This is a genomic window from Streptosporangium sp. NPDC050284 (assembly GCF_044459525.1).
GTDB lineage: Bacteria > Actinomycetota > Actinomycetes > Streptosporangiales > Streptosporangiaceae > Streptosporangium.
This window is the reverse complement of sequence record NZ_JBITIZ010000001.1, coordinates 430,993-457,188: the sequence shown is the minus strand read 5'-3', so window position 1 is coordinate 457,188 and position 26,196 is coordinate 430,993. Positions and strand designations below refer to the sequence as shown.

Here is a 26,196-nt window from a genome sequence, read left to right as displayed (position 1 = left end):
TTGTGGGGGTAGCCGATCCCCTCAGGAGACGACATGCTGCCCCTTCACATGCGCCGCCAGGAGTTTCACCCCGATCCCGAACTCGCCACCGCCCGCGAGGAACCCGGCCTGCGACGCGTTGCCACGCCCTACGGCCAGGATGCCTGGCTGGTCACCCGTTACGACGACGTGCGCACCGTACTCAGGAACGCCGAACTGTTCAGCTACGCCAGCGGCATCAACCTGCCGCCCATGAGTGAGGAGCAGACCAAACGTATCCGCGCGGGCGCGCTGCTGATGATGGATCCACCCGATCACACCCGGTTACGCCGCATGCTGACCCCCGAGTTCACGATGCGCCGCATCCGTCGTCTGGAGCCCCGGGTCCGCGAGATCGTCGCCGACCATCTGGACGCGATGGAACGTACCGGCGCGCCGGCCGATCTCGTCTCCCAGTTCGCCACCCCGATCCCTTCGCTGGTCATCTGCGAACTGCTCGGGGTGCCCTACGAGGACCGAGACGCCTTCCAGGCCAGCAGCGTCGCGGTCCTCGACTTCAACCGCTCGCCCGAGGAGCGCGGGAGGGCTCAGATGGAGTTGATCGCCTACATGACCGGGCTGGTCGGGCGGGCGCGGGCCGAGCCGGGTGAGGACCTGATCGGCATGCTGGTCCGCGAGCACGGCGATGACCTCACGACCGACGAACTGGTCGGCATCGGCGGGTTGTTGCTGGTCGCCGGGCACGAGACGACGGCCAACATGATCGGCCTGGGCACTCTGGCGTTGCTGCGACACCCCGAACAGCTCGGCCTGTTCCGCGAGGACCCCGGCAGGGCCGGCGGCCTGGTCGAGGAGCTGCTGCGGTGGCTGACGATCGTCCACCAGGGCGCCACCAAGGTGGCCATGGCCGACACCGAGATCAGCGGCGTGCCGATCGCGAAGGGCGACGTCGTGGTGGTCTCCCTCCCCGCCGCCAACCGCGACCCGGCACTGACCGAGGACCCGGAGCGACTCGACATCGAACGGCCCGACCTGGCCCACGTCGCGTTCGGTTACGGCGCGCACCACTGCATCGGGGCGCCGCTGGCCCGGATGGAGATGCGCATCGCGTTCTCCGCCCTGTTCGAACGTTTCCCCGGGCTGCGTGAGGCGGGCGAGCCGGAGTTTCGTTCTTTCAACGTCGTGTACGGCCTGTCGGCGTTCCCCGTCGCCTGGTGATCCACCGCCCCGGGGGCCCCGGTGACGGCTGACCCGCCGGGCGGCACAGAGCGCGGGCGACACGAACACCCGCCGGGCGGCACGGGACGCGGGCAGCACGGACACCCGTCGCCCGCGCTCCGTGTCATCAGGGGTTATCCGAACGTCTTTCCGGGCAGCACGCGGCCATGCGTGGACGATCGATTGCTCACAGATGGAGTGTGGTGCTCGACGCACCCGACGCACAGGCACTCGCGCGGTTCTACGCGCGCCTTCTCGACTGGAGGATCACCAAGGACGAAGTCGACTGGGTCACGGTCGCGCCGGCCGACGAGGGGGCGTATCTGGCGTTCCAGACATCCACCGACTACGTACGCCCCGTCTGGCCGTCCGCCGACGGCTCGCAGCAGATGATGATGCACCTCGACCTGGAGGTCGGCGACCTTCACGACGCGGTCGCCCACGCGCTCGGGGAGGGCGCGACACTCGCCGCCTACCAGCCGCAGGACGACGTCCGGGTCCTTCTCGATCCCGCCGGGCACCCGTTCTGTCTCTACACGGACGGGTGACGAACCGCCCGGGGAACAATGCCGGGTGAACACCGGCATGCCGGTGTTCACCCGGGAACCTCCGGCACGGAACGGACGGGCAGGCTCTCTCCGGGAAGCGAACGGGGCGGCGCCTTCGCCTCGTCCGCGAAACGGCCCGCCCGGGGTGCCCGGCTAGTTGCTCTTGCCGTTCCCCCGGTTGCCCTGGTTGCCCTGGTTGTTCCCCTGACCGTTGCCGCGCTGCGCCGGATTCCGGTACTTGTTCGGGTTCGCCTTCTTCGCGACAGGCCCGGACGTGCCGATCCTGGGAGCCCCGGTGGCAGTCCTGGGGGCGACCTCGGTCCGTCCTGCGCGGCGAGACATGACGGTGGAATGCCGTTCGTCGAGCACCTGCCGTGTCTTCGAGGGCTCCGGGGTCTCCGAGGGATCCGGAGTACGGGAGGGTTGCGGCGTCGTGACGGAGGCGGCGCTGGAGGGAGTGACCCGCTCAGGTCCGCCCGCCCCGCTCGTCCCCGAACCGCGCCATTCGGCGGTGACGGCGGCGGCGACGATAATGCCGACGGCCAGGGCCGCGACACCCGCCGACAGGCGCCGACGTTCGGTGTTCCGCTGACGCGCCGGGGTGTGCCGGGCATCCTCACGGGCGCGGTCCCCCGTGGAACGGCGACCGGCGTCCTCGCGAAGGTGCCGACCCGTGTGACGGTCGGCGTCCTCGCGAAGGTGCTGCCCCGTGGAACGGAGGTCGGCCTTGGACTGGCCGGTAGGCCCCTGGTCGAGGGTCGGCTCCGCGACGCGAGCGGCGAGGAGAGGTGCGGCGGCGCTGCCCGCCTCCCACTCCCACAGCGTGGCCACCCCCTCCAGCTGCGTCCTGGCACGGGCGAGGTCGGTGCGCCGGGCGGGATCCTTTTCGAGCAGGCCGGTGATGACGGGTGCCAGGGGGCCGGCGTTCCGGAACGGTTCGGGGTCGGCCGTCAGTACGGCGGCGAGGGTGGCGAGTGCGGTGCCTCGTCCGAACGCGGAACGCCCCTCCACGGCGGCGTACAGGGTGGCCCCGAAGGACCACAGGTCGCTTTCCGCGTTCGATTCGAGGCCGGCGGCACGCTCGGGGGCGATGTAGGCGGGCGTCCCCACCACCATTCCCACACTGGTGAGCGACACATCCTCGTCGACGGCGATGGCGAGCCCGAAGTCGGTCAGGATCGCGTGCCCGTCATCGGTGAACAGGATGTTGGCGGGTTTGACGTCGCGGTGTGTGATGCCGACCTCGTGGGCGGCCTCCAGCGCCGACAGCACCTCCAGCCCGATGCGCGCGGCGGTGGGGGCGAGCAGTGGTCCCTCCTCCGCGAGGATCTCGGCGAGGTTGCGTGAGCGCACGAGTTGCATCACGATCCACAAGCAGTCGTCGTCGGCCCGCACCACGTCGTACACCGCGGCGATGTTGGGGTGGTTCAGCCGCGCGGCGAGGCGAGCCTCCCGCATGGTGCGCTCCAGCAGGACCTCGCGCTCCGGCCCGGTCAGGTGGTCCGGGATCGTGACCTCCTTGACCGCGACCTCACGATCGAGGAGCTCGTCGTGGGCCTGCCACACCGTGGCCATACCGCCTTTGCCCAGGCCTGCCACGAGGCGGTACCGCCCGGCCAGTAACCACCCCTCGTGCCGTGAGGAAGATGAAGAAGCCATGGGGCATGCCTACCCGATGATTGATCCCGCATGTCGCGGTTATCACCGCATCCGATGCCGACCGGTTACCGGATCGTCCTTCAAGGCGCCCCCGGCATTCCGTGTCATCTCGCGTTCATCAGGCGGCTCTCCCAGGCCCAGGCCACGATCTCGACCCGGTTGCGCACACCGAGCTTGACCATGATGCCCGAGACGTACCCCTTGACCGTGCTCAGCGAGATGAACAGCCCGTCGGCGATCTCCTGGTTGGTGCGTCCCCTGCCGATCGCCCGGACGATCTCGGTCTCCCGTGCGGTCAGGGGCTGCGCGGGCACGCGGATCTCGGTCCGGGCTCCGCGGTCGGCGAGGTGGTGCAGCAGTCGCAGTGTGATGGACGGTGAGATGAGCGCGTCGCCGGTGTACGCGGCCCGTACGGCCTCGACCAGCAGGCGGGGGCCCGCGTCCTTCAGCACGAATCCGGCCGCGCCGCAGCGCAGCGCGCCGTGGACGTACTCGTCCAGGTCGAACGTGGTGACCATCACCACCTTGGTCGGGGCCTCCGCCAGGGCGCGGGCGACCTCGATCCCGTCGAGGCGGGGCATCTGGATGTCCACCAGGCACACGTCCGGACGCGTCCTGCGGGCCTGCTCGATCGTTTCGACACCGTCGCCGGCCTCGGCGACCACGGTGATGTCCGGCTGGTCTTCGAGAATGGTCCGCAGACTGGCCCGGATCATCGCCTGGTCGTCGGCGAGCAGCACCCGGATGGTCATCCGTGCCCCCTGCCGGGCTCGGGCGGTGTCGTCTGACGCCGAGGTGCCCTGACGGACACGAACGGCACCGTACGACATCGACGGCACCGACGCCCCCCGGCAGGCAGGGGCGGTGTCATCGGTGCTCGCCGAGCCGTTCGCGGCCCTCGGCGGCGGCGGGAGCGTCGGTAAGAGCGGCGTCGCGCAGGAGACCGACCGCGCGACGGGTGGCGGCCAGGGCCTCCGAGCCCGCCGTTTCGATGTCGGCGAGGGAACCGGTCGCCTTCTCCGGGTGCCTGGCGGTGACGAGCTGGGCGGCCTGGGCCTGGAGCACGATGCTGGTGACATGGTGGGCGACGACGTCGTGCAGCTCTCTGGCCAGCTCAAGGCGTTCGGCACGCCGTATCCGCCCGGCGACGGTACGCCGCCGGGCGGCGAGCGACCGGAGACCGGTCCCGGCCGCCACGGCGACGAGCCAGAGCAGACCGCTCAGCACCGGCACGGCCGAGCCGGGGTTGGCGAGGAGGCCGCTCGCCACCACGGCCAGGCCCCCGGCGCCCACCGCGCAGGCCGCGCGGACGGGCAGCGTCCTGACCGCGGAGCCGACGAGCACCGCGAGCCCCAGGGAGGCGGCGGGGCTGGGTTCCGCGGGCAGGTGGACGAGACGGGTGGCGAGGACGGCGAGCGCGGCCACGGCCAGGCCTGCGACGGCGGTCCACAGCGGGTCGCGGCGGCGCATCAGGGCGAGCGCGCACACCGAGGCCGCGACCACCGCGCCGAACGGCGAGTGCTCGACGCCCCAGCTGTCGGCGACCTGGTACGCCTGGAAGGCCACGGCGACCGCGAACACGACGCCGAGCCCGGCGTCGGCCGCCGTCTTGGACAGATCGGGAACACGCACGGCGTTCAGGCTAGGTGAGGCACCCCATCGGCGAGTACCGGCCGAAAGTACGGTCCTTTCCCTGCTTTCCGCCGATATGGAAGCGAGCCCGGGTCCGCAGGATGAGGTCCCATGCCACACGAAACGCTTCCCCCGACGCCGGAGGCCACCGGGTCGGGACACCCCATGACGACCTCCACCGGCCGGTCGCGGGTCGTCGCGCTCGACGTGCTGCGCGGGTTCGCCCTGTGCGGAATCCTGCTCGCCAACGTCAGGCCGATCGCCCACATGATCCAGACCACAGATGTCATGCGGCCTGTGGTGACGGCGGGTCAGGACGACTCCTGGCTGGGGCTGGGCCTCTTCGTCGACCAACGCTTCTTTCCGATCTTCTCCGTGCTGTTCGGCGTCGGCTTCTCGCTGCTGCTGGACTCCGCGGGGCGCCATGCCCCGCGCCCTCGGGTGCTCCTGCTGCGTCGGCTCCTGGTCCTGCTCGCCGTGGGCCTGGCTCACATGTTCCTGCTGTGGCGGGGCGACATCCTCACCGTCTACGCCGTCGTCGGCCTGGTGGTGCTGCTGCCCTCGACCTGGCTGCCGCGCCGGGCCGTCGCCGGGCTCGCCGCCGTCCTCGTCGCGACGCCGCTGATCCTGGGCGGTAACGGGGTGCCGCTGGTGCCGGGACTGTTCCTGCTGGGCTCGGCGCTGACCCGGTACGGCGTGATCGACCGGATGGAGCGCTCGGTGCGTGTCCCGGCCGCGCTCGCCGTGCTCTTCGCGGCGGGGGCGGTGCCCGCCGTGTGGCTGCAGGTCGGGACACGGGCCGATGAGGCGTACTTCAACACCTGGTTCGGCCTCGCCGGGTTGCTGATGGCGGGTGTCTACGTGTGTGTCCTGCTGCTCGCGCTCAAGACGCCGCTCGGGGCGGCGTTGCGGAAGGTCTTCTCGCCGCTGGGCCGGATGGCGCTGACCAACTACCTGTCGGCCACGCTCCTCGTTTTGGGGGCCGCCCACCTCGTCGGCGGCTCACCGGAGGACTGGTCATCGGCGACGGTGCTCCTGATCTCGGGAGCCGTTCTCGTCCCCCAGTGGCTGGTGTCCACGCTCTGGCTGCGCCGCTACCGCCAGGGCCCGCTGGAATGGCTCTGGCGCTGGGCCACCTGGGCCCGACGTCCGCCCCTGCGCCGCACCCCCTGACCGGCCCGCCCGCGCCGGGCGCGTCCGGTGTTTCCTGCCGGCCGGGACGAACGCGACGAGGCGTGCCGCGACGGGCTGTCCGAGGAGGATCCCGAGGAGGGCCAGCACCAGCCCGCAGAGCTGTTGCGCGGTGAGCACCTCTCGGGCGATCATCGTGCCGAGCAGCACCCCGGTCACCGGGTTCAGCAGCCCGACGAGTCCCACCGTTCCCGCCGACAGGTGCCGCAGTCCGGCGAACCAGGCGACGAAGGCGAGAGCCGTCGCGATGACGCTGAGATAGACGAACCCGAGGATCTCGGGTCCGTCCAGGCTCGGCGGAGCGCCCTCCACCGCGACGGCGAAGGGCAGCAGGACGAGACCTCCGGCGACGAGCTGCCACGAGGTCGAGGAAAGCACGTCGACCTCGGTGCTCCACCTCTTGGCCAGCACGTATCCGAACGACGACATCACCAGGGCCGCGACGGACGCGAGCACACCGAGGGGGGCGACGGCGGCCGCACCGGTGAGCAGCATGAGGCAGACCCCCGCGATACCGACGCCGGCTCCGGCCAGGTGCGGGATCCGCGGGCGCTCCGAGAGCAGTGCCCAGGCCAGGAGCATCATCACGATGGGCGACGTCGCCATGATCGTCGAGGCGACGCTCGTCGGAAGCAGTTGGGCCGCCAGGTAGACGAGCGCGAAGAACGCGCTCATGTTGAGAGTCCCGAGGACCAGGGACTTCCACCACCACGTCCCCCGGGGAAGCCTCCTGCCGATGAGGAGGAGCAGCAGTCCCGCGGGCAGCGCCCTGATGACCGCCCCGTACAGCGGGTAGCCGGGCGGGAGGAACTGGTGGGTGACGAAGTAGGTCGTCCCCCACGCGATCGGCGCCATCGCCGTGACCGACGCCCAGCGAAAATTAGCTTCCATGGAAGACAATATAGCTTCCCTGGAAGCTACACTCCAGACATGAGCGAACCCCTGGACCACGTGGCCCGCATCCAGCAGGAATGGGCTCGCGAACGGCCGGACCTGGATGTGAGCCCGCAGGGTGTGATCGGGCGCCTGCACCGCCTCGCCGGACACCTCACCGAACAACTCTGCGTCGTCTACCGGCGCTACGGGCTCGGCGAGGGAGAGTTCGACGTCCTCGCCACCCTGCGACGCGGCGGCCCGCCTTTCGAGCGCGCCCCCGGAGAGCTCGCCGCCTTCACCATGGTCACCACCGGCGCGATGACCAAACGCATCGACCGGCTCGAACGTGACGGGCTGGTCACCCGCCGCCCGAGCGAGAGCGACGGCCGCGGGCGGGTGGTCGCGCTCACCGGCGCGGGCAGGGAACTGATCGACCGGGCGTTCGCCGAGCACATGCGCAACGAACGCCGCCTCCTCGACGAGCTGACCCCCGAGGAGGCCGCACACCTCGAATCACTCCTCACCACCTGGCTGACCCGCTTCGAAGCCCCTCTCCGGACGGACATCTGAACCGATCGCGGGCGGACGAGAACGGGCCCCCGCTCGAAGAGCGAGGGCCCGGTCGTCGTCCGAGGTCGTTCGGACGGTGGACACGTCCGAGGTCGTTCGGACGGCGGACACGTCCGAGGTCGTTCGGACGGCGGACACGTCCGAGGTCGTTCGGACGGACGACCTCACCGGCCTCCCCCGGGCCATGTCGTCGTCGGGCGTCACTGACGGACCGTCGAGCCCCGGCGTTCCTTGCGGATGTGCAGCTGCGCGGGCACCCGGGTGCGCAACTCGGCGACATGGCTGACGATGCCGACCGCACGACCGCCGTCGCGCAGGCCGTCGAGGATGTCGAGCACCCCGTCGAGGGTGTCCTCGTCCAGGGTGCCGAAGCCCTCGTCGACGAAGAGCGTGCCGATCTCCACTCCCCCGGCCTCCGCGCTCACCACGTCGGCGAGGCCGAGGGCGAGGGCGAGCGAGGTGATGAAGCTCTCGCCGCCGGAGAGGGTCGCCGGGTCGCGGCCCACGCCGGTCCAGCTGTCCAGGATGTGCAGGCCGAGCCCGCCGCCGGACCTGCTCCGGTCTCCGGCGGAACGGTCACGGTTGTGCTCCAGGAGATAACGCCCGCCCGACATGTGGTCGAGCCGTTCGTTCGCCGACGCGACCACCTGGCCGAGGCGCTCGCCGAGCACGTACGACGACAGCCGCATCTTCCACCGGTTGTCGGCGGAGTTACCGCCGGTCAGGGTGGCGAGCCGTTCTGTCAGGCGGTGCCGCTCGTCGGCGGGCTCCCAGCGTCGCAGGCATTCGGCCAGCTCGGTGCGGAGCGCGGCCAGCCGGGCGAGGCGGGCCTCGCCCCGGTCCCGTTCGGACAGCAGGCGGGCGTGGGCGGCGTCGGCCGCGTCCCGCGCGTCGCGCAGCCCGGCGAGGTCGGGTTCCGGCTCGGCCGCCGCGGCGACCAGCTCGGGGTCGGCGAGCATCGCGGCGACCGCGGCGCCCTCCTGGGCGAGCTCGCGGAGCCGGGCGGTCTTCTCCCCCCGCTCGCCGGAAGAGCGGAGGGCCGCGCGGGCGTCGTCGAGCCCGAGGAAACCCACCTCGACGACGGCGCCCAGCGCCTGGTTACGGGCCGTCACAAGCTCCTCGGCGGCGATCCGCTCGTCCCTGACCGCCTCGACGGCCTCCCGCAGCAACTCGGCCTCGTCGGCGAGCCGGTCCAGCCTGGCGACCAGCGTCGGGTCCTCGCCTCGCGCCTCGTCGAGGCGCCCGGCCAGCCGCTCGGCCTCGGCGGCGAGCCTTTCCGCGTTCGTACGACGGGAGGCCAGCCCGACGGCGAGCTCGCGTGAACGCTCCCCGAGCCGTTCGGACTCGGCGGCGACCCGCTCGGCCTCGGCCGCCAGCACCGTCTCGGCCCGCGCCGACTCGCGCAGCGCGGCCAGTGCCCGCTCCGCCCCGGCGAGCTCGTCCGCGGCGTCCCGTACGGCCAGGCCGGTCCTGTCGCTCGCCTCGCGGTGGGCGGCGGCGAGCTCGATCACGCGGGTCGCGGCGGCGAGCGCGGCGGACAGGTGCACGACCTCCCGTGCCAGGCGGTCGCGGCGGGCCCGCACCGTGGGGTCGGCGCCCCGGGCGTCGTCCAGGCGGGCGGTGAGACGCTCGCGCTCGGTCTGCCGGCTCATGCGGTGGGCGTGACCCTCGGCGAGCCGCCTGGCGATCTCCGCCGCCCGGGTCCTCGCGTCCTCCAGCTCGGCGGTGATCCGCTCCACCTCGGCGGCGAAAGTCTCTTCGCCGCTCGCCGCCGAGGTCAGCGCCTCAAGCTTCCTGCCGGTCTCGGCGAGGATCTCCCCAGCTTCCTCCCCGGTCGTCTCACCCGCGACGGCCAGGGCCTCGTCGAGGCGCAAGACCAGCGTCGTGACGGTGTTTCCCGCGGCCTGGCGGCGTTCCATGGCCGCCTCGTAGGCGCTCTGGGCCACGCGCTCGTCGTCGGCGGTGGGTGCCTCGTCGGCCGGGGCTGCGGGAGCGGGGTGTTCGGGTGAGCCGCAGACCGCGCAGGGGTGGCCTGGGGTGAGCTTCGCGGCGAGTTCCGCGGCCATGCCGTCGATCCTGGACTGCCGGATGTCCAGGTGCCGGTCGCGGAGCGTCTGGGCGAAGTCGGCGGCGTCCGTCTGCGCGGCGCGGGCGGACTCCAGTTCGGCGCGGAGAATCTCGCGGCGCCGTGCCGCGGTGAGCACCGCGGTGGCGGTGTCGACGCTCGCCCGCGCCGCCGGGACCCCCGCCGCGGCGGCCCTGGCCTCGCCGAGCCTGGCCGACGCCTCCGCCGACGCGGCGGGCAGCCTCTTCAGGATCTCGCGGACCTCGGCCTCCTCCCGGACCACCTCAGGGAGCTCCGCGTCGAACGCGGCGATCAGCCCGTCGAGCTCGGCCAGCCGGGCCTCCTCGGCCCGCAGTCCCTCCAGCGCGGCCAACTCCCGCCCGCACTCCCTCTCCTGGACGGTGAGAACCTCACGAACCTTCCCGGGGTCGAGGTGTTCACGTATCTCCTTGAGGTCGGGAGCCTTACGGACCTCGTCGGGGTCGAGAGACCCACCGGGCTCCAGGGCTTCACGGACGTCCTCGAGGCCGAGGGCCTCGCCAACCTCGTCGAGGCCCAAGGGTTCGCGAACCTCGGGAGAGAGGGCGGCCAAGCCGGCGGCGAGGTCGGTGCGGGCCGCGGACAGGTCGGCGGCGAGGCGGTCGCGCTGCTCGGCCGCCCGGAGACGGGTGGCGGCGGTCTCCACCGCCGACTCGGCCGCGGGGACGCGGGCCGCGTCCAGGCGTGCGGCGGTGAGGCGTTCGTCCAGTTCACGGCGGAGGCCGGGGAGGACCTCCAGGCGGGCGTCGGCCTCCGCCTGCGCGGCGGCCAGCTCGGCGATCTCGCGAGCGGCCCTCTCACGCTCCTGAACGATTCCCGCCAGGCGTGACTCCTCCGCTCGTAGCTCGCCCAGGCGGGTGATCTCGCTCTGGCGGTCGCGTTCCAGCGCGACCAGGCGGCCGAGCACCGCATGGCGGCGGTCCGCACCGGCATCCGTATGGTCACGGACATCACCGTGAGCGCCTATACCCGCGTGATCACGAGTCTCGCCGTAAACATCGGCGCCCATGTCGGCACGGGTGTCGCCATGAGCGCCACCGCCCGCATGGGCGCGGGTCTCGTCGCCATGGCCCGCACCCGCCGCACCGTCACCGTCGTGAGCGGTGCCGGTGCGGTCGCGGACGACGCCCCACCGGTCGACGGGAGCACCGAGGAGGGGAAGGGCGCGGGCGACGGCGTCGGCGGCCAGCCGATGGGCCTTGGACGCGGCCTCGGCGCGCTGCTCGGCGCTCTGGATCAGCGGCAGCACCCGGTCGGCGGCCGCCGCCTCCTCCAGGATGATCTCCAGGTCCGCGCGTTCCTCGGCCGTCTCCTCCAGCGCCCGGCTCCGGGTCAGCGCCTCGGTGTGACGCCGTCGCCGGTCGGCCAGCGCGGCACCGCGCTCCAGGCTCTCGCGCGCCCGCCGTACGGCGGCCTCACCCTCGGCTCCCTGCCCGTCCAGCCGCGCGGCCTCCAGGCGCGCGAGGTCCTCAAGCGCGCGGGCCCACCCCAGCGGGTCGTCCTCCACGGACTTCGCAGGGATCGCGGAGTCCACGGGGTTCCCGGAGTCCACGAGGTTCGCGGAGTCCGTGAACCCCGCCGATCCCGCCGGCTCCATCGACTCCGCGGGGAGCTCCGAGCCGGGGAGGGCGTCCAGCGCGGCCAGCAGGGCGGGACCCGCGGCCTCCTCCAGTCGCTTGACGGCGAAGTCGACCTCCTTGCGGAGGGCCTGCTGCTCGCGGTACGCCTCGGTGCGCTGCTCGGCGAGCCAGGACTCGGCGGTGGCGTAGACCTTCACCGAGAACAGGCGCTCCAGGACCCTGCGGCGTTCCTCACCGTCGGCGCGCAGGAACTTGGCGAAGTCTCCCTGGGGCAGCATCGCGACCTGGAGAAACTGCTCGGCGTTCATGCCGAGCAGGGTGCCGACGAACTCCCCGGCCTCGTCGACCCTGGTCGTGAGCCCCACCCACTCCCCGGATGGCGCGAGCTCCTGGAGCAGTGCCTTCTCGTTCTCCCTGGTCGTGCCGGTGCCCCTGAGCTTGGGGCGCTGCCAGGCCGGTGACCGGGTGATCTTCAGCCTGCGGCCCCGCACCGTGACCTCCAATGCCACGCTGGGCCCACGCCCGGGGGGCGCGTGGTCGCAGCGCAGGCTCTTGGCGCTGTCGCGCCTGCCGGGCACCCTGCCGTACAGGGCGTAGCAGAGCGCGTCCAGCACGGTGGTCTTACCCGCGCCGGTGGGGCCGTGGATCAGGAACAGCCCCGCCTCGGCGAGAGCGTCGAAGTCGACCTGCTCCTCACCGGGAAAGGAGCCGAAAGCGGTGATCCACAGACGGTGCGGGCGCATCTACGCCTTCGCCTCCTTCATACGGGAGAACTCCACGGCCTCCCGCAGCAGCCGGGTCTCAGCGGGGTCGGCGGCCTCACCGCGCACCTCGCGGACGAAGTCGAGGGCGACGTCGATCTCGGGGCGCCCGGCCGCCCTGACACGGGTCACGATCTCCTCGCCACCGCCCTCGGGCTCGAAGGACAGGGCGAGCGTGTGCGGGAAGCGGGCCCTGAGCCGCTCCATCGCGCCCTTGGGCCTGATCCGGTCGACGAGCGTCACCTGAAGCCAGTGCTCCTCGTGACGGGCGTGCTCGGGAGCGGTCAGCAGGTCGTCGATGCGGCCGGTGAGGCGGCTGACCGGCCGGGGCACCGGGGCCTCGACGAACTCGGCGCCCTCGTACCCGCCGGGGCCGATGTCGACCACCCAGGAGCCCTTCGTCTGACCGGCCTCGGAGAAGGAGTAGGCGATCGGGGAGCCGGAGTAGCGGGCGGTCTCGCTCATCCGCTGGCGGCCGTGCAGGTGGCCGAGCGCGACGTAGTCGACGCCGTCGAAGGCGCGCACCGGAACGTGCGCGACGCCTCCCACGCTGATGTCGCGCTCGCTGTCGCTGCCCCGCCCTCCGGTCACGAACGCGTGGGCGAGGACCACCGACCGGGGACCGCGCCGGGCGAGGTCTGCGCGGACCAGGGACATCGCGTGCTCGATCGCGGCGGTGTGGGTGCGCTCGGACAGCTCCCAGGGGGCGCGTACCAGCTCGGGCTCCAGGTAGGGGATGCCGTAGAAGGCGACGTCGCCGACGACGACCGGCTCGCCGACCCGCCCCGGGTCGGTGCGCAGGTGAACGCCCGCCGCGTCGATGAGGTCGGCGCCGAAGCCGAGGCGGCGGGCCGAGTCGTGGTTGCCGCTGATCAGCACGGTGCGCACGCGGGCGTCGACCAGCCGTCGCAGCGCCTGGTTGCACAGGTCGACCGCGTCGACCGAGGGCAGGGCCCGGTCGTAGACGTCACCGGAGACCGCGACCACGTCGATCCGCTCCGACCTGACCGTCTCGATCAGGTGGTCGACGAAGACGCCCTGGGCCGCCAGGAGGCTCTCCCGGTGGAACGATCGGCCCAGGTGCCAGTCCGATGTGTGCAACACCCGCATGTCGCACGAAGCTAACAGGACTCAGCGACAAATGTGGCCACTCACGTCACGCCGATCCCCCGCTCTGTTCGAGGCTCCCGGCGATGAGTACGCTTGAAGATCGGAAGGAACGATACCGGAGCCAACGACGAGCACGGAGGCGGATCGCCATCGGGGATCGCGGTGACATCCAGGTGGGCCGCGGCGTCCTGAGCGTCGCATCCGGCCTGATCCTGGTGATTCTCGCGACGGTGGGCTACACGCTGCCGCCGCCGTTCGACCCGACCCCTCTGCACGCCGATCCGGTCTTCCAGACCCTTCCCCCCCAGCCGCCGTCCGAGCTCCGGCCGGTCGCCGCGAACAGGCAGATCACCACGCAGGACATCACCGTCACGGCCGAGGACGGTACGCCGCTGGGGGCGACGATCCGCGCGCCGGTCGCCCCGGGGCGGCACCCTGCGCTGGTCTTCGTACAGGGGGCGGGCCCCGGGGTCAGGGGCGAGTTCACCACCCAGGCCGAGTGGCTGGCCAGGTCCGGGATCGTCACCCTCGTCTACGACAAGCGGACCGTGGGCTACGACTTCCTCAAGCGCGACTTCGGCCTCCTCGCCCGCGATGCCCTGCGCGTGCTGAAGGAGCTGCGCTCGCGCGAGGACGTCGACCCGGCCAGGGTGGGACTCTGGGGGGTGAGCGAGGGCAGCTGGGTGGTGCCCATCGCGGCCAACGAGAGCACCGCCGTCGGGTTCACCGTGCTGGTGTCGTCCCCCAACGTCTCCCCCATGCGACAGGTGACGTGGGCGCTGGGCGAGCAACTCCAGCGGCTGTACGCGCCCAGCGGGGTGCGCGAACTGCTCATCCGCGCGATCGGCGCCGTCGACGCGGACTTCCTGCGCTACGACGGCCTGCCCGCGCTGCGCGAGATGCGGCAGCCGGTCCTGGCCCTGTACGGCACGCGAGATCCCTCGATCCCGTTCGTGGAGAGCAGCAAGGCGCTGACCGACGCCCTCACCGAGGGCGGCAACGACGACTACACGATCCGCTACCTCGACCGCGCCGACCACGGCATGCGTTTCCACGGCGGTCCCCTCGTCCCCGACTACCTGCGGACGCTGTCCAACTGGGTGACGGGCCTGCCGGACACGGCCCAGCCCTCGGTGCACATCGCCGGCGCCACACCGGTCCAGCGCCTGGAGGCGAGCGATGTCCCCGCCGCCCCCTGGTACGCCGGGGGCACGATGATCGGCCTGACGCTCTGCCTCGCCGTGGTCGGCTACGTGGTCGGGCCGGTGGCGGAGATGGCCGCGCGACTGCGGGGCCGCGCCACCGCGGCGCAGGCCGACGCCCTGATCTGGCCGCCGATCCGGCGGCGGTTCCGCCGGATGGCGTGGACCGGGGTGGGGCTGCTCGTCTCGGTGGTGGCGTTCATCACGCTGCTCGTGCTGTTCTCGGTCAACCAGGCCGGGGCGTGGCCCGCGGTGCTCGCCGGGTGGCTGGTCATCAGGATCCTGGCACTGCTGATGCTGCTGCAGGAGGTCACGGGCGTGGCGGCCGTCGTGTCGGGACTGCGCGAGGGCTGGCAGCCCTCGCGCCCGCAGAGCTTCGCGGTCGCCGGGGTGCTGGGCGGCACCGGCCTGCTGCTGGTGGCCGCCGCCTACTACGGCCTGTTCTCCTTCCCCTGGTAGGGCCGCTCACCTTTGAGGCCGGGGATCGCGGTCGGGGGACATCGAGGGAAATCGGGGGACGTCGGGGGACGTCAAGAGCGATGCGCGCCTTGGTGGTCGCCGCCCAGCCGACCCGACCGGCCCCGTCGCCGTACGGCGGCACGTTCGCCCAGATCAGGTCGCCGGTGCGGGACATGCCCGCGGAGTCATCGCCCACCGGAGACAGGGCGGGGCCGAAGACGCCCCGGTTCCACGACTCCCGGTAGGTGCGGCCGGGGGTGTAGCTCGTGAGCGGCGACTCGAACCGGGTCTCCCTCCCTTCGGGGCCGTACTCGGCGAGGTAACGCATCCAGCGAGCCCCCGCGTCGGTGTTGACGTGGTGCGTGGAAACCGACGGTGTCGCGATCCTGACGTCCATCAGGTAGACGTTAAGACTTATACCGGCCGGCCGGGCGCCGCTGGCGGCCCTGCCGTAGACGCCGGTCAGGTGGGCGGCGTAGTCGGTGTGAAGGGTGGCGAGGTCACTCCGGGCGACATCGCGCCGAAACCCGGTGACCATTCCGCCCTTGTGGAACCACGCGAGACCGTAGGTGCGGGGACTGTTGTCGGTGCTGCCGCCGGCGTCCGCCTGTGCCCACAGACCGGTGACTCTGGTGAGCGCTCCGTCGTAGGTCCGGTCGGGTCCGAGTTGCGCGGTCGCCATGTTCTCGAACCGGTCGCTCATGTAGGTCCTGCTCGCCATCCACCCGGTAATGGGAGCCGCGTAGGTCACCTGTGCCACGAGCTGCACGGCGGCCGCGTTCGGCACGGTGGCCGAGAGCGGCCGGCCCAGCCGGGCGTCCAACTCCACGGTCTGGTCCCCGGTCAGGTCCAGACCCGGATGGATCAGATGGGTCACGTGGCTGTTCCCCTGGCTTCTGTCGAGAAGGCTGCTCGACAGAAGCCACCTGCCCTTCGGCAGCCGCAAGGTGACGGTCTCCTCACCTTTCTCAAGGAAGATCAGTTCCCGGGTCGGGTCGTCCACACTTTCGAGGACGGTGAAGTAGGAGGCGGTCGGCCTGCCGTCGCGAGCGGTGTGCCGCAGGGTGAGGTCGTAGCTCTCGGCCTCGTTCTCCACTGCGAGCGGGGTGCTGATCCGCAGGTCGTCGTCGCCGGTGGCGACGAGGTGGCCGCCGACGCCGCCTTCCGGGGTCCGGGTGCCGGTGGTGGCGGTGACCGAGACGTCGGCCTGGCCGCCCGCGGGCACCGTGACGGTCGCCGGGCTCGCCGTGAACACGCCGTGCCCGTCCTGCCCCTCGACGGACAGCGCGAGGTTCACCGGCGAGGTGCCCGGGTTGCGGTAGGTGACCTTTCCGGTGATCGGCGTGTCATCCCCGTGTGGCCATTTCTGCAGGCCGAAACTCACCCCGCCGGGTTCGGCGGTCACCGACATCGTCGTGGCCCGCGCCACGTCGACCCGGCCGGCGCCCTGCTCGAAGATCCCCAGCGCCGGGTTGGGGCGTGCCGACCCCATCAGCGCCGCCTTCAGCGTCCCCGGCGTCCAGCCGGGGTGCTGACCTGCCAGGATCGCCGCGGCGCCCGCCACGTGCGGGGTGGCCATCGAGGTGCCCGACATGACGGTGTAGGAGCCACTGCCCGGCGAATCCTTGGAACGGGCAGCGGTGATGTCCACCCCCGGCGCGGTGATCTCCGGCTTGAGCGCGGAGTCACCGACACGCGGACCCCGGCTGGAGAACTCCGCCAGCGCCTCGGCCCCGGTGACGGCGCCGACGGCCAGGGCCGCGTCAGCGCTGGCCGGCGAGCCCACCGACCGCTCGGCGCCGTCGTTGCCCGCGGCGACCACGAAGAGCGTTCCGTAGCGTTCGGTCACCTCGGCCACCGCCAGCTCCAGCGGGTCGGTCTCGGGGGTGTCGGAACCGCCCAGGCTCAGGTTCGCCACCTTGGCGCCCTGCTCACCGGCCCACTGCATGCCTGCCAGGATCGCCGACTCCTCACACCAGACCCTCTCGCAGACCCGGCCGTTGAGGATCTGCGCGCCGGGGGCGACCCCCCGGTATTTTCCGTCGGAGGCGGCGCCACTGCCGGCGATGGTGGAGGCCACGTGGGTGCCGTGTCCGACCGGGTCACCGGTGCCGGGCTCGGCGGTGAAGTTCGCCTGCGCGCCCATCCGGCCGGCCAGGTCGGGGTGGGTGGCGTCCACTCCGCTGTCCAGCACCGCCACCTTCACACCGGTGCCGGTGTGGCCCTTCTCCCAGGCGGCGGGTGCGCCGATCTGCGCGACGCTGGTGTCCAGCGACAGCTTGCGCAGCCCGTCCAGCCATACCTTCGTCTTCGTCGCGCCGCCGGAGCGGGCGCGGGCGCCACTCACCACGTCGTCCCAGAACCGGGCGCGCTCCTTTCGCGGCGCCCGTACGGCCACCCCGTCCACGGCGGCCAGGTCGCGCGTCACCTTCGCACCGCTCGCGGACATCTCGGTGCGCAACGCGTTCCGCGCCCCCGCCCCCCGGCCGGTCACGATGAGCGGCAGGTCGTCCCTGCGGTCGTCGTAGCCGAACTCGGTGAGCGCGCTCACGTCGAACAGCCGGGGATCCAGACGGCCCTCGCGCAGCGGCGCGAACGCGTCACTGGGGAAGACCCTCAGCCGCCCGTCGCGCTCGTTGGTGGTGAAGGAGACGCCCTCCCGGCCCTCGCCCCGTTCCACCAGGACCGCTCCGGAGCCGGTCACCGTCACCCGGTCACCGGTGATCAGCGTCACGGTGACCGGCGCGGCGGACGCCGGGGAGGTCCGGCTCACCGGCGCGGGCCCGCTCGCGGCCCCCGCCGCCGACGGTCCCGTCGATCCCACCGCCAGCATTCCCGCGACCAGCAAGCTCGTCGTTCTTCGTACGGTTCTCACGTCTTCCCCTCGTTGGATGATTCGATGCGCGCTTTTCCACCGGCAGGAAGCCCTCTTCCGCCGGATGGTGGTGTTCGCGCGCCTGTCTCCCCGCGCCGCGTTCCCGGGGTCGCGTGGGCCCCGGGACCGCGAAGGCCCCTTTTTGCGGAGATGGCGGGCGCCGACCGGGTCGGCGTACGGAACGCGGAGTCAGTCCGCGGCCGGGATGGCGGGCTTGTCATCGGTCCAGCCGACCCTGTAGTAGTCGACCCTGCTGCCCTTGTCAGAGGAGTCGACGTAGTGGGCGAGCAGCGTCATCGTGGTGGTGTCCACGACGAACCGCTCGTCCAGCGACCAGCCCTTCTGGTATTTCTGGACGAAGGGCGGCAGGGCGAACCTCTGGCCTGAGCGGTTCAGCGGGTCCTTGGCCCGGCCGAGGTCCTTGACACCCTTGATGGTCTTCAACACCTGGTAGGCGGCGGACCTGACCTTGAACGGCACCGGGTTCCTGTAGAGCAGGTCGATCGCGTCCTCGGCCACGTACCGATCCAGGTTGTCACGAGGTCGGCGACCCGTCGGCCTTCCAGTCCGCCCTGTCCTTCTCGCTCTTGGGCCGGGCGCCCAGCTCGCGGTAGGCGCCCCAGAGCTTGCCGTCGGGCGTCTGCCAGTCGACGCTGACCGATCGTTCCGTAACGGTGTAGCCACTGCCGACCGGACGCGGGTGGTCCCTGGTCCCCACCACCTCGACGCGCCAGTAGTCGGCCTCGGGCGGTGTGGCGGCAACCGCGGGAACGGCGAGCAGACCGGTGAGCAGCAGCCCGGCCAGTACGGACATCGGGTATCTCATTTCTTCTCCTTCAGTGGGTTGTCATCGGCCCAGCGGTTTTCCCGGACGGTGGTGAAATTCAGGAGCATGCCGTCCGCCACGGAGCGGGTCTCGAGGGAAAGGGGTGCTCCGCTGCCCGGATCGACCACCAGCCGCGTCCGCGTCTCCCCGGCGTACGGTCTCGTGGGGAACTCCCCTGAGCGGTACTCGACCGCCTGCCCGGTGCGGCCCAGCACGTCGGTCACCTGTCCGACGGCGTCGGTCTCGGACATCGAGGCCAGCAGCCGGTAGGCGGCGGCCCTGGTCTCGCTCGTCACCGGCGCGAAGAAGAGCAGGCGGACGACGTTGTCGACGGTCGACCGCTCGTCGGTGCCCTTGAGGAGCTCCCGCAGATCCTCGGGGGTGTCGGGCAGTTGCTCCAGCTTGGTCAGCGGTCTGCCCGCCATCACGACGCGGAAGTCCCAGTCCTCGCTCGAAAACGTGTCCGGCTTTCCCGGTGCCGCCCGTACGACGCCCGGCGGCTCGTCGAACGACAGCATCCCCGGGGTGTTTCCCTCGTAGGTCCACGAGGTCGGCGCTCCGTCCGCGCGCCAGGCCTCCTCGTCCCGGGGCGTCGCGGGCTTGACGCCAAGACGTGTCCAGCGATACCAGGTCCTCGCCTCCGGGTCGGCGGGGATCCAGCTCTCCTCCAAACGGGTCTGCCGCAGCGTGTAGCCACCGCCGGGAGAACGGAACTCCTCGCCGCTGACCAGGGTGCTTCCCCACCACGCGCCGTCGTCGGACATGGAGGCCACCGAGGTCGCGGCGGCCAGCAGGAACCGCTTGCCGTCCTGCGCGGCGATCACGCCACGTGTGGCGGGCGGGCTCGGCGGCGCCGCCGAGGTGACGACCGGGGTCGCCGCCGCCGCGCCGGCCAGCCCGAGTCCCAGCGCGCTCCACCAGGCGGCCCGGAGGGGCCGCCGTGCCCGCTTCGTGGCGAACGCGGCGTTCAGTCGTTCGCGTCCCGCCTGTTCCACCTCGGGCGACAGCGGCTGCACGGGCAACAGCTCCCGCACCGCCTGGTAGTCATCCATTGGAACCTCCATGCAGGGGGTTGACGCCGCCCAGGGCGGCGCGGAGCCTCTTACGCACCCGCGACAACCGGGATCCGACGGTGCCGTACGGGATGCCGAGCGCCTTGGACACCTCTTCGTGGCTCAGTTCGCCCAGCGCGCTCAGCATCAGCACGTCCCTGTCGCCGTCGGGCAGCGCCAGCAACTCCCCGGCGAGGCGCCCCTGGGCGTTCAGCGCGTCGACGCGGGTCGCCACGCGCTCCTCGTGGCCGTGCTCCGCGCTGGGCTGTGCCGCGGCACTGCGCCGTAGCGCCGCGAGCCTCCGGGTCTCGGTACGGCGGTGCAGCCCGATCAGGTTGGTGGCGATGCCGTACAGCCAGGGACGTACCTCGCCGCGCTCGGGGTCGAACCGATCGCGCTTCCTGAACGCCGTGAGAAACACCTCGGCGGCGAGGTCGTCGGCGGCCTGCTGGTCGAGTCGCCTGCCCAGGTAGCCGTGGATCTCGCGGAAATGCCGGTCGTAGATCTCACCGAACCGCTCTGGACTACGGAGCGACAGCTCAGGCAGGGCCGCATCGCTGATCTCCCCCGGCGGATCGGCTCGGCCGGCCGGACGTGTCACTTTGGCAGTCACGCCTTCTACTCAACCGATGGGGCATTTCGCTTTCACAGCCCTTTTCACCGACAAGCAGACCTGCCTAGAGACAGCCGTCGAGCCAGCGGTCCATCTCGGCGAGGACGCGCCTGCGGACCGGCTCGGGTGACAGGACCAGGTCGTGTATCCCGCCTCGCACCCGGACGCACGTCACGTGTGACCCGATGCTGGTCGACCAGCGGGCGATCTGGCCCGGGTCGAGCACGACGTCCGCCTCCTGGGCCTCGGGCATGAAGGCGCGCAGCCGCAGGCCCTTCTCCGCGCAGAGCACCAGCACCGGCACGTCCACCCGGAGGCCGTCGTGCAGCCTGCGCTGTGCCCGGCGGATCGCCCCCAGCCAGGCCGCGTGCACCGGGAACCCTCCGATGGGCTTCCAGTCCAGGTCGAAGTCCCACTCGCCGTGGTGGCTGCGGTGCAGGCTCGTGCCGTACGCGGTCGCGCTCACCAGGGGCAGGACCGCGCGGGCGGGCAGCCTGGACAGCTGCCCGCGCAGCAGGTCCGCGGCGATCCGCACGGGAACGGGGACGTTGAGGTCGAGGAAGGGACTGTTGAGCACCAGCGCCTGGACGAGGCCCCGGCCGCGGACCCGGTCGGCCCAGAGCGGGGCGATCAGGCCGCCGGTGGAGTGGGCGTTGAGGACGACGCGATCGTGCCCGTCGCGCTCGCGGATGACGCGTATCGCCTCGTCGATCTCCGGGAAGTGCTCGGTGACGCTGCGCACGAACCCGCGGGTCTGGTGCGGCAGCAGCGAGCGGCCGTACTTGCGCAGGTCGAGGCCGTAGAAGTCGAAGCCCCTCGCGACGAAGTGGTCGGCCAGATGGGTCTGGAAGAAGTAGTCGGTGAAGCCGTGCACGTAGAGCACGGCGCCGCGGGCGGGCTCGGGAGCCCGTCGCCGCACCAGCGAGGCCACCACCGGGCCCTCGTCGTCGTCGGCCATCGGCAGGACTGTGAGCTCGTAGTCGGGACCGAGAACGTCGGGCATGACGGTCAGGGTAGTTCGTGCGGATTGTCCGACCGCATCGGGACCTCCCGAAGGGCACCGGGATCTCTCGAAGGACGTTGGGGCCTCCCGAAGGACATCGGGGCCTCGCGGGGGAAGAGGGCCGGGGCGGTTCGTCAGGGAAGACCATGGCGTCCTCGGTGGCACCGAGTGTGCGTGAGCGGTCGAGGATCACCGTGGCGACGCCGTGATTCGATCTCAGCGAAACCCTGATCGAAACCTATTGCAGTAGAAATGATGCGATATAGGGGTATTAGCTTCTCGGGTTGTTCACCCGCTTGTCGCCCGCGACCTGGTTTCGCCCCCCTACCATCTCCCTGCGGCGGTCAAGCGCGAGGAAACGGGGAGCAATTGCGGGACAGATCAAAGCCGCCCGGCGTCGGTGCGGTCATCGGCTGGACGGCACTGGCCGCCGTCGCCCCGGGCGCCGCGCACCTGCGCGCCGGATGGCGCAGGACGGGACTGGCGATCCTGTGCGCGTACACGGCACTGCTGCTCGCCCTGCTGTGGGTCGCGCTCACCTCCGACCTCGCCGACCTCGCCGGGCGACTGGTCACCTCCTCCTGGCTGACCGTCGTCACGGTGGCCTCCCTCGCGCTCGGCGTCGCCTGGTTCACGCTGATCGTGCACTCGTTCGTGGTGATGAACCCCGGCACGCTGCCCAGTACGGGGCAGGCGATCGCCGGAGGCGTGGCGGGGACGCTCGCGGTGGCCGTGCTCCTGCCGTTCGGCCTGGTCGGACAGTACGCGGCGGTCTCGCAGTCGGCACTGGACGACGTCTTCAACGCCCCGTCCACACCGCGTCCCGCGCGCGACGGGGACGGCCGCGAGGAGGACCCCTGGGCGGGCCGCGACCGGGTGAACATCCTGCTGCTCGGCGGCGACGCCGACACCCATCGGGTGGGCGTGCGGACCGACAGCATCAACGTGGCCAGCATCGACGTCAAGTCCGGCAACACCGTGCTGCTGAGCCTGCCGCGCAACCTGGAGAACGTCCGCTTCGTCCCCGGCTCCCCCATGGCGAGACGCTTTCCCGACGGGTTCCGGCTCCCGGCCAACCCCGACGGCTCGCGCGAGGACCTGCTCTTCGCGATCTGGGAGTACGCCGACTCGCATCCGGAGATCTTCGGGGGCCGGAAGAACCAGGGCACCAGGACGCTCGTCGACACGGTCGGCTACACGCTCGGTCTGAAGATCGACTGGTACGCCCTGGTCAACATGTGGGGGTTCGCCCGGCTGATCGACGCGATCGGAGGCGTGACGCTCACCGTTCCCCAGGACGTGGTCTTCGGCAAGTACGACGAGGGCCTGGTCAAGGCCGGAACCCGCAAACTGCGCGGCGCCGACGCGATGTGGTTCGCCCGCTCGCGCACCAACAGCGACGACTACACCCGGATGGGACGCCAGCGCTGCGTGCTGGGCGCGCTGCTCTCCCAGTCGGACCCGGCGACCGTACTGTCCAGGTTCAACCAGGTCGCGCTCGCCACCAAGGAACTGCTGCGGACCGACATCCCGCGCCCGATGCTGGAGCACCTCGTCCCGCTGGCGTTGAAGGTCAAGAACGCGAAGGTGACCAGCGTCCAGTTCGTCCCACCGCTGATCAACACCGGCTACCCCGACTGGACCAAGATCCGTACGGTCACCGCCAAGGCCCTGCGCGCCTCGGTCGTCACCCGGCGCCCTCTCACCGCCACCGCGGCCCCCGGCGCCACCCCGAAGGCCACGGCCGAGCGAGAGCCCACCCGCACCCCCCAGGCTGCGGCTGAGCGAGGGCCCACCCGCACCCCCCTCCCGGGAACGAGCGCCACGGCGACACCGGATCCGACCGCTCCCAAGGGCATCACCGAAGGCTGCGGCTGAACGAGGGCCCACCCGTCTCAGGACACCGGCTCTCCTGGCGACGGCCCTCCGGACGACGGCCGAGGCGCGACCGGGTTCCCCGGACAGGCCGGGGCGCGGTCGACCTCCCGCACGATCCGTCACCGGGCCCTCGGCCACCACATGGCGGGCCGGTGCTCCGGCTTTCACGCCGGGGAGCGCGTCAAGCCAGGTACGACTCCCTGGACAGGCGACGGACCCGGTCCTCGTCGATGCGGTGACCCAGACCCGCCTGGGTGAGCGGCACGGCCACCACGCCGCCCGAGGCGCCGACCGGCGGGTCGACGATCTGCGCGCTGCGCGGCGGCTCGGCCACGTCGCAGGGCAGGTCACAGCCGGGCAGGCTGGCCGCGGCGACGGTGGCCGCGCGGGCCAGCCCGGTGCCCTTTCCTCCCGCGCAGGCGATCTCCCATCCGGCGCGCACCGCGCGGTCGTGCACCCGCCGCACCTCGCGCAGGGAGCCGAGGGCCGCGGGACGGAGCAGCAGTGCCCGGCCCGCCCTCGCGGTGACCGCCTCGTCCAGTTGCTCGGCCGAGGAGACCTCGAGCAGCACCGGGGCGGCGACGCGCTCCTGCAGGTCGGCGTGGTCGCCGAGACTCGCGAGACCGGCGAAGGGGCGTTCGATGACGGAGAGCGTGTAGGCGTCCAGCGCCTCGAGGGCGTCGATGTCGGTGTAGGCGCCGCGGGCGTCCACGCCGATGCCCAGCGCCGGGTACGCCTGACGGACGGCGCGCAGCGGCTCGATGTCCCAGCCTGGGTGAACATCCAGGGTCACGTGGGCGTACCCGGCGCAGACGTGCCGGTTCACCCGCGCGACCAGGCTCTCCAGATTGCGCTCCGCACCGATCCTGACGGTGGCCATGAGCGAGGTGCGGGTGCCGCCCAGCGCGTGGGCGAGCGGCACCCCGCGCATCTTCGTCCACAGATCCCAGCAGGCCATGTCGGCGGCCGAGCCTCCGGGAACCGAACCCAGCTCGTCGGGATGCTCCCAGTCGACGCCGATCAGCGCCTGCGCGAGCCCTTCCTCCAGCGCGACCCAGGTCTTGGGGTCGGCGTCGACGACCTCGCCCCACCCGGTCATCCCGCCATAGTCGGTGAGCCGGACGAGGATGCTCTCCGGCCGCCTGCCGTACGGCAGTATCAGCCGGAACACCTCAAGCTCACGAATACGCGGCATGGACCCCTCGATCTCTCCGAGCCCGAAGAACCTCGGACTCCGGCGACTTTCAGTGCCCGGAGAAGCCGGGCCAGGAAACGCGAATCCCGCCCGAAGGCGGGACTCCCCCTCAACACCACGAAGAACGGCGTTCTTCCCATGGTGCCACGGCGTCTGGTGAACGCCTCCGGCGCGGAAGGGGATTCGGTGGAGGGGTGGAGAGACTCACCCCCTCCACCTGAGGTGTCGGACGCGCAGGGGGCTTCGAAGCGCAGAGACGAGCAGACCTCAAGTCCTGGGCAGGACCCGGCCGGCGACGAATGCCCCGGTGGCCGCCATCAGCGCCGTCAGCCCGAAACAGAGCACGTAGACGGCGACCGAGGCGCCCAGGGCCGCGAGGAGAGCCCCGGTGATCGCTACGGCGACGACCGTGTAGACCGACTCGGCGACACCGAGCGACGCGCTGTTCTCCCCCTCCTCGCCTGGGGGCGACAGCTCCAGGATGAGCACGGAAAGCGTCGGATAGACGATGCCCATACCGAGGCCCAGGATGATCTCGCCGAGGAAGGCGGTGGCGACCGGGACGACGGCGAAGACGGTCAGGCCCATCAGCGCGAGGCCCGTGGCGATCAGCACCGAGCCGGAACGCAGCACCACAACCCGGTCGAACCGCTTACGCCCCACCACCCAGGATCCGAACGACCAGCTCAGCGCGCCGCCGGTCAGGGTGAGCCCGGCCATCGTCAGCGACAGGCCGCGCTCCTGGTTCAGCATCAGCGGCAGGAACGCCTCGCCGCCGATGGCCGCGCCCGCCGCGATCCCTCGCAGGGAGATCACCGAGGGCAGCCCACGGGCCGCGCGCAGGGTTCCCGGCGGGAGCAGCCGGGGCAGTGCCGCGATCAGCATGGCCAGGCCGGCGGCGAGCAGGACGAACCCGGTGCCGCGCGCCGTGCCACCGTCCCCCGTGAGCGCCGACGCCCCGTACTGCATGAGCGCCGCCCCTGCCGCGACGAGCAGCGCCCAGCCCAGTCGGCGCGCGATCGAGGACCGGGCGCCGGACGGCCGCTCCGTCGCCGTCCCCGGCTCCGTCGCCGCTCCTGCGCCCGCCCCAGACACCGCCGCGCCCACGCCGACCCCCGGCACCGGCTCCATCACCGGCCCCGCGCCTGCCCCCGACACCGGCACTGGCCTCGACACCGACACCGGTTCCGTCTCGGCCTTCTCCGGCCTCGCCATCGGCGCGGAGGCCAGCCCGCGCCAGAGCAGCAGCGCCGCCGGGAGGAGGATTCCCGTCACGCCGATGAAGACCCAGCGCCAGCCCACGTTCTCCACCACGACGCCGGTGATCGCGGGTCCCACCATGGAGGGCACCACCCAGGCGGTCGCGAAGATCGAGAACACCCGGGGATGAAGCTCCGCCGGGTAGGACCGCGAGACCAGCACGTACATCGAGACCTGCAGGATGCCCGCGCCGAATCCCTGCACGAAGCGGCCCACGATGAACACGTCCATCGTCGGCGCCGCACCGGCGACGACCAGCCCGACGGCGAAGATCGCCACCCCGGTCCAGAGCGGCGCGACCGGCCCCCTGCGGTCGCCCCACCACCCGCCCAGCACCGTCGCGACCACCCCGGCCGCCAGCGCCCCGCTGAACGCCAGCCCGTACAGCGCGTGACCGTCCAACTCGTCTGCCACGACCGGCATGGCGGTGGCCACCGCGAGATACTCGAAGGCGGCCAGGAAGATGAGGGCCACCATCCCGACCGTGAGAGCGCGGTGGCTCCGGGCGAATATCCCGGCGGGAGGCTTGTCGGTCATCACGGTGGTCATGGGGTCGACGGTACGGCCACCGCGCGGCGGCAGGCATCGGCCCCCGGATCAGCCCT

18 protein-coding genes and 2 pseudogenes are annotated in these 26,196 nt (G+C 71.8%); 6 read left to right on the top strand and 14 right to left on the bottom strand.

The window, feature by feature from the left end:
* Window positions 1-33: 33 nt before the first annotated feature.
* Window positions 34-1,197, top strand: coding sequence for a cytochrome P450 (locus ACIBH4_RS02010; protein WP_362763455.1), 1,164 nt, complete (start codon window positions 34-36; stop codon window positions 1,195-1,197).
* 203 nt (window positions 1,198-1,400) lie between these two features.
* Window positions 1,401-1,745 (top strand): VOC family protein, encoded by a 345-nt coding sequence (locus ACIBH4_RS02005; RefSeq protein WP_362763458.1) that lies wholly within the window; start codon window positions 1,401-1,403, stop codon window positions 1,743-1,745.
* Between the two features lie 153 nt (window positions 1,746-1,898).
* On the opposite strand, the gene ACIBH4_RS02000 is transcribed toward ACIBH4_RS02005, so the two are convergent.
* The 3 genes from ACIBH4_RS02000 to ACIBH4_RS01990 all read right to left on the bottom strand — a co-directional run bounded on the left by ACIBH4_RS02000 (window position 1,899) and on the right by ACIBH4_RS01990 (window position 5,036).
* Window positions 1,899-3,404 (bottom strand): serine/threonine-protein kinase, encoded by a 1,506-nt coding sequence (locus ACIBH4_RS02000; protein WP_362763461.1) that lies wholly within the window; start codon window positions 3,402-3,404, stop codon window positions 1,899-1,901.
* A 104-nt stretch (window positions 3,405-3,508) separates the two neighbouring features.
* Window positions 3,509-4,156, bottom strand: a complete 648-nt coding sequence (locus ACIBH4_RS01995; protein WP_362511828.1) for a response regulator transcription factor — start codon at window positions 4,154-4,156, stop codon at window positions 3,509-3,511.
* Between the two features lie 115 nt (window positions 4,157-4,271).
* Entirely contained in the window at window positions 4,272-5,036 is a 765-nt protein-coding gene (locus ACIBH4_RS01990; RefSeq protein WP_362763464.1) for a histidine kinase dimerization/phosphoacceptor domain-containing protein, read from the bottom strand.
* Window positions 5,037-5,147: 111 nt separating this feature from the next.
* Between ACIBH4_RS01990 and ACIBH4_RS01985 the strand changes: the two genes are divergently transcribed.
* Window positions 5,148-6,209, top strand: a complete 1,062-nt coding sequence (locus ACIBH4_RS01985) for a DUF418 domain-containing protein (RefSeq protein ID WP_364230377.1) — start codon at window positions 5,148-5,150, stop codon at window positions 6,207-6,209.
* A 141-nt stretch (window positions 6,210-6,350) separates the two neighbouring features.
* On the opposite strand, the pseudogene ACIBH4_RS01980 reads toward ACIBH4_RS01985, so the two are convergent.
* Window positions 6,351-7,082: pseudogene (locus tag ACIBH4_RS01980) on the bottom strand (EamA family transporter); the annotation flags it as partial.
* A 75-nt stretch (window positions 7,083-7,157) separates the two neighbouring features.
* Between ACIBH4_RS01980 and ACIBH4_RS01975 the strand changes: the two are divergent.
* Entirely contained in the window at window positions 7,158-7,673 is a 516-nt protein-coding gene (locus ACIBH4_RS01975; RefSeq protein ID WP_362763469.1) for a MarR family transcriptional regulator, read from the top strand.
* A 200-nt stretch (window positions 7,674-7,873) separates the two neighbouring features.
* Here the strand turns inward: ACIBH4_RS01975 and ACIBH4_RS01970 are convergent, their stop codons facing one another.
* Window positions 7,874-12,100, bottom strand: a complete 4,227-nt coding sequence (locus tag ACIBH4_RS01970) for an AAA family ATPase (RefSeq protein WP_362763472.1) — start codon at window positions 12,098-12,100, stop codon at window positions 7,874-7,876.
* Window positions 12,101-13,228, bottom strand: a complete 1,128-nt coding sequence (locus ACIBH4_RS01965; RefSeq protein ID WP_362763475.1) for an exonuclease SbcCD subunit D — start codon at window positions 13,226-13,228, stop codon at window positions 12,101-12,103.
* A gap of 83 nt (window positions 13,229-13,311) precedes the next feature.
* On the opposite strand from ACIBH4_RS01965, the gene ACIBH4_RS01960 reads away from it, so the two are divergent.
* The gene (locus tag ACIBH4_RS01960; protein ID WP_362511812.1) at window positions 13,312-14,889 is read left to right on the top strand and encodes a prolyl oligopeptidase family serine peptidase; all 1,578 of its coding nucleotides are present in this window, start codon (window positions 13,312-13,314) and stop codon (window positions 14,887-14,889) included.
* Between the two features lie 1,480 nt (window positions 14,890-16,369).
* Here the strand turns inward: ACIBH4_RS01960 and ACIBH4_RS01955 are convergent.
* The 6 genes and pseudogenes from ACIBH4_RS01955 to ACIBH4_RS01930 all read right to left on the bottom strand — a co-directional run.
* A pseudogene (locus ACIBH4_RS01955) lies at window positions 16,370-17,338 on the bottom strand (S8 family serine peptidase); the annotation flags it as partial.
* 615 nt (window positions 17,339-17,953) lie between these two features.
* Window positions 17,954-18,283, bottom strand: a complete 330-nt coding sequence (locus ACIBH4_RS01950; RefSeq protein WP_362763478.1) for a hypothetical protein — start codon at window positions 18,281-18,283, stop codon at window positions 17,954-17,956.
* Window positions 18,284-18,299: 16 nt separating this feature from the next.
* Entirely contained in the window at window positions 18,300-18,590 is a 291-nt protein-coding gene (locus ACIBH4_RS01945) for a hypothetical protein (protein WP_362763481.1), read from the bottom strand.
* Window positions 18,587-19,642: a CU044_5270 family protein gene (locus ACIBH4_RS01940; protein ID WP_362763484.1), complete on the bottom strand. Its 1,056-nt coding sequence runs from the start codon at window positions 19,640-19,642 to the stop codon at window positions 18,587-18,589. The genes ACIBH4_RS01945 and ACIBH4_RS01940 overlap by 4 nt, the downstream gene beginning before the upstream one ends.
* Entirely contained in the window at window positions 19,635-20,255 is a 621-nt protein-coding gene (locus tag ACIBH4_RS01935; protein WP_362511806.1) for an RNA polymerase sigma factor, read from the bottom strand. Before ACIBH4_RS01935 ends, ACIBH4_RS01940 begins: the two co-directional genes overlap by 8 nt.
* 64 nt (window positions 20,256-20,319) lie before the next feature.
* Window positions 20,320-21,258, bottom strand: coding sequence for an alpha/beta hydrolase (locus ACIBH4_RS01930; RefSeq protein WP_362763487.1), 939 nt, complete (start codon window positions 21,256-21,258; stop codon window positions 20,320-20,322).
* 369 nt (window positions 21,259-21,627) lie between these two features.
* Between ACIBH4_RS01930 and ACIBH4_RS01925 the strand changes: the two genes are divergently transcribed.
* The gene (locus ACIBH4_RS01925) at window positions 21,628-23,136 is read left to right on the top strand and encodes an LCP family protein (RefSeq protein ID WP_362763490.1); all 1,509 of its coding nucleotides are present in this window, start codon (window positions 21,628-21,630) and stop codon (window positions 23,134-23,136) included.
* 181 nt (window positions 23,137-23,317) lie between these two features.
* Here the strand turns inward: ACIBH4_RS01925 and ACIBH4_RS01920 are convergent, their stop codons facing one another.
* Together ACIBH4_RS01920 and ACIBH4_RS01915 are read right to left on the bottom strand one after the other, a co-directional pair.
* Window positions 23,318-24,331, bottom strand: coding sequence for an enolase C-terminal domain-like protein (locus ACIBH4_RS01920; protein WP_362511797.1), 1,014 nt, complete (start codon window positions 24,329-24,331; stop codon window positions 23,318-23,320).
* A gap of 267 nt (window positions 24,332-24,598) precedes the next feature.
* Complete coding sequence (locus ACIBH4_RS01915) at window positions 24,599-26,140, bottom strand: MFS transporter (protein ID WP_362763493.1); 1,542 nt, start codon at window positions 26,138-26,140, stop codon at window positions 24,599-24,601.
* Window positions 26,141-26,196 lie beyond the last annotated feature (56 nt).

What these genes read in the sequence shown, in the direction of transcription:
- ACIBH4_RS02010 (WP_362763455.1), top strand. Translation starts at nt 34, where the DNA reads ATGCTGCCCCTTCACATGCGCCGCCAGGAGTTTCACCCCGATCCCGAA.
- ACIBH4_RS02000 (WP_362763461.1), bottom strand. Translation starts at nt 3,404, where the DNA reads ATGGCTTCTTCATCTTCCTCACGGCACGAGGGGTGGTTACTGGCCGGG.
- ACIBH4_RS01995 (WP_362511828.1), bottom strand. Translation starts at nt 4,156, where the DNA reads ATGACCATCCGGGTGCTGCTCGCCGACGACCAGGCGATGATCCGGGCC.
- ACIBH4_RS01985 (WP_364230377.1), top strand. Translation starts at nt 5,148, where the DNA reads ATGCCACACGAAACGCTTCCCCCGACGCCGGAGGCCACCGGGTCGGGA.
- ACIBH4_RS01975 (WP_362763469.1), top strand. Translation starts at nt 7,158, where the DNA reads ATGAGCGAACCCCTGGACCACGTGGCCCGCATCCAGCAGGAATGGGCT.
- ACIBH4_RS01970 (WP_362763472.1), bottom strand. Translation starts at nt 12,100, where the DNA reads ATGCGCCCGCACCGTCTGTGGATCACCGCTTTCGGCTCCTTTCCCGGT.
- ACIBH4_RS01965 (WP_362763475.1), bottom strand. Translation starts at nt 13,228, where the DNA reads ATGCGGGTGTTGCACACATCGGACTGGCACCTGGGCCGATCGTTCCAC.
- ACIBH4_RS01960 (WP_362511812.1), top strand. Translation starts at nt 13,312, where the DNA reads ATGAGTACGCTTGAAGATCGGAAGGAACGATACCGGAGCCAACGACGA.
- ACIBH4_RS01945 (WP_362763481.1), bottom strand. Translation starts at nt 18,590, where the DNA reads ATGAGATACCCGATGTCCGTACTGGCCGGGCTGCTGCTCACCGGTCTG.
- ACIBH4_RS01940 (WP_362763484.1), bottom strand. Translation starts at nt 19,642, where the DNA reads ATGGATGACTACCAGGCGGTGCGGGAGCTGTTGCCCGTGCAGCCGCTG.
- ACIBH4_RS01930 (WP_362763487.1), bottom strand. Translation starts at nt 21,258, where the DNA reads ATGCCCGACGTTCTCGGTCCCGACTACGAGCTCACAGTCCTGCCGATG.
- ACIBH4_RS01920 (WP_362511797.1), bottom strand. Translation starts at nt 24,331, where the DNA reads ATGCCGCGTATTCGTGAGCTTGAGGTGTTCCGGCTGATACTGCCGTAC.
- ACIBH4_RS01915 (WP_362763493.1), bottom strand. Translation starts at nt 26,140, where the DNA reads ATGACCACCGTGATGACCGACAAGCCTCCCGCCGGGATATTCGCCCGG.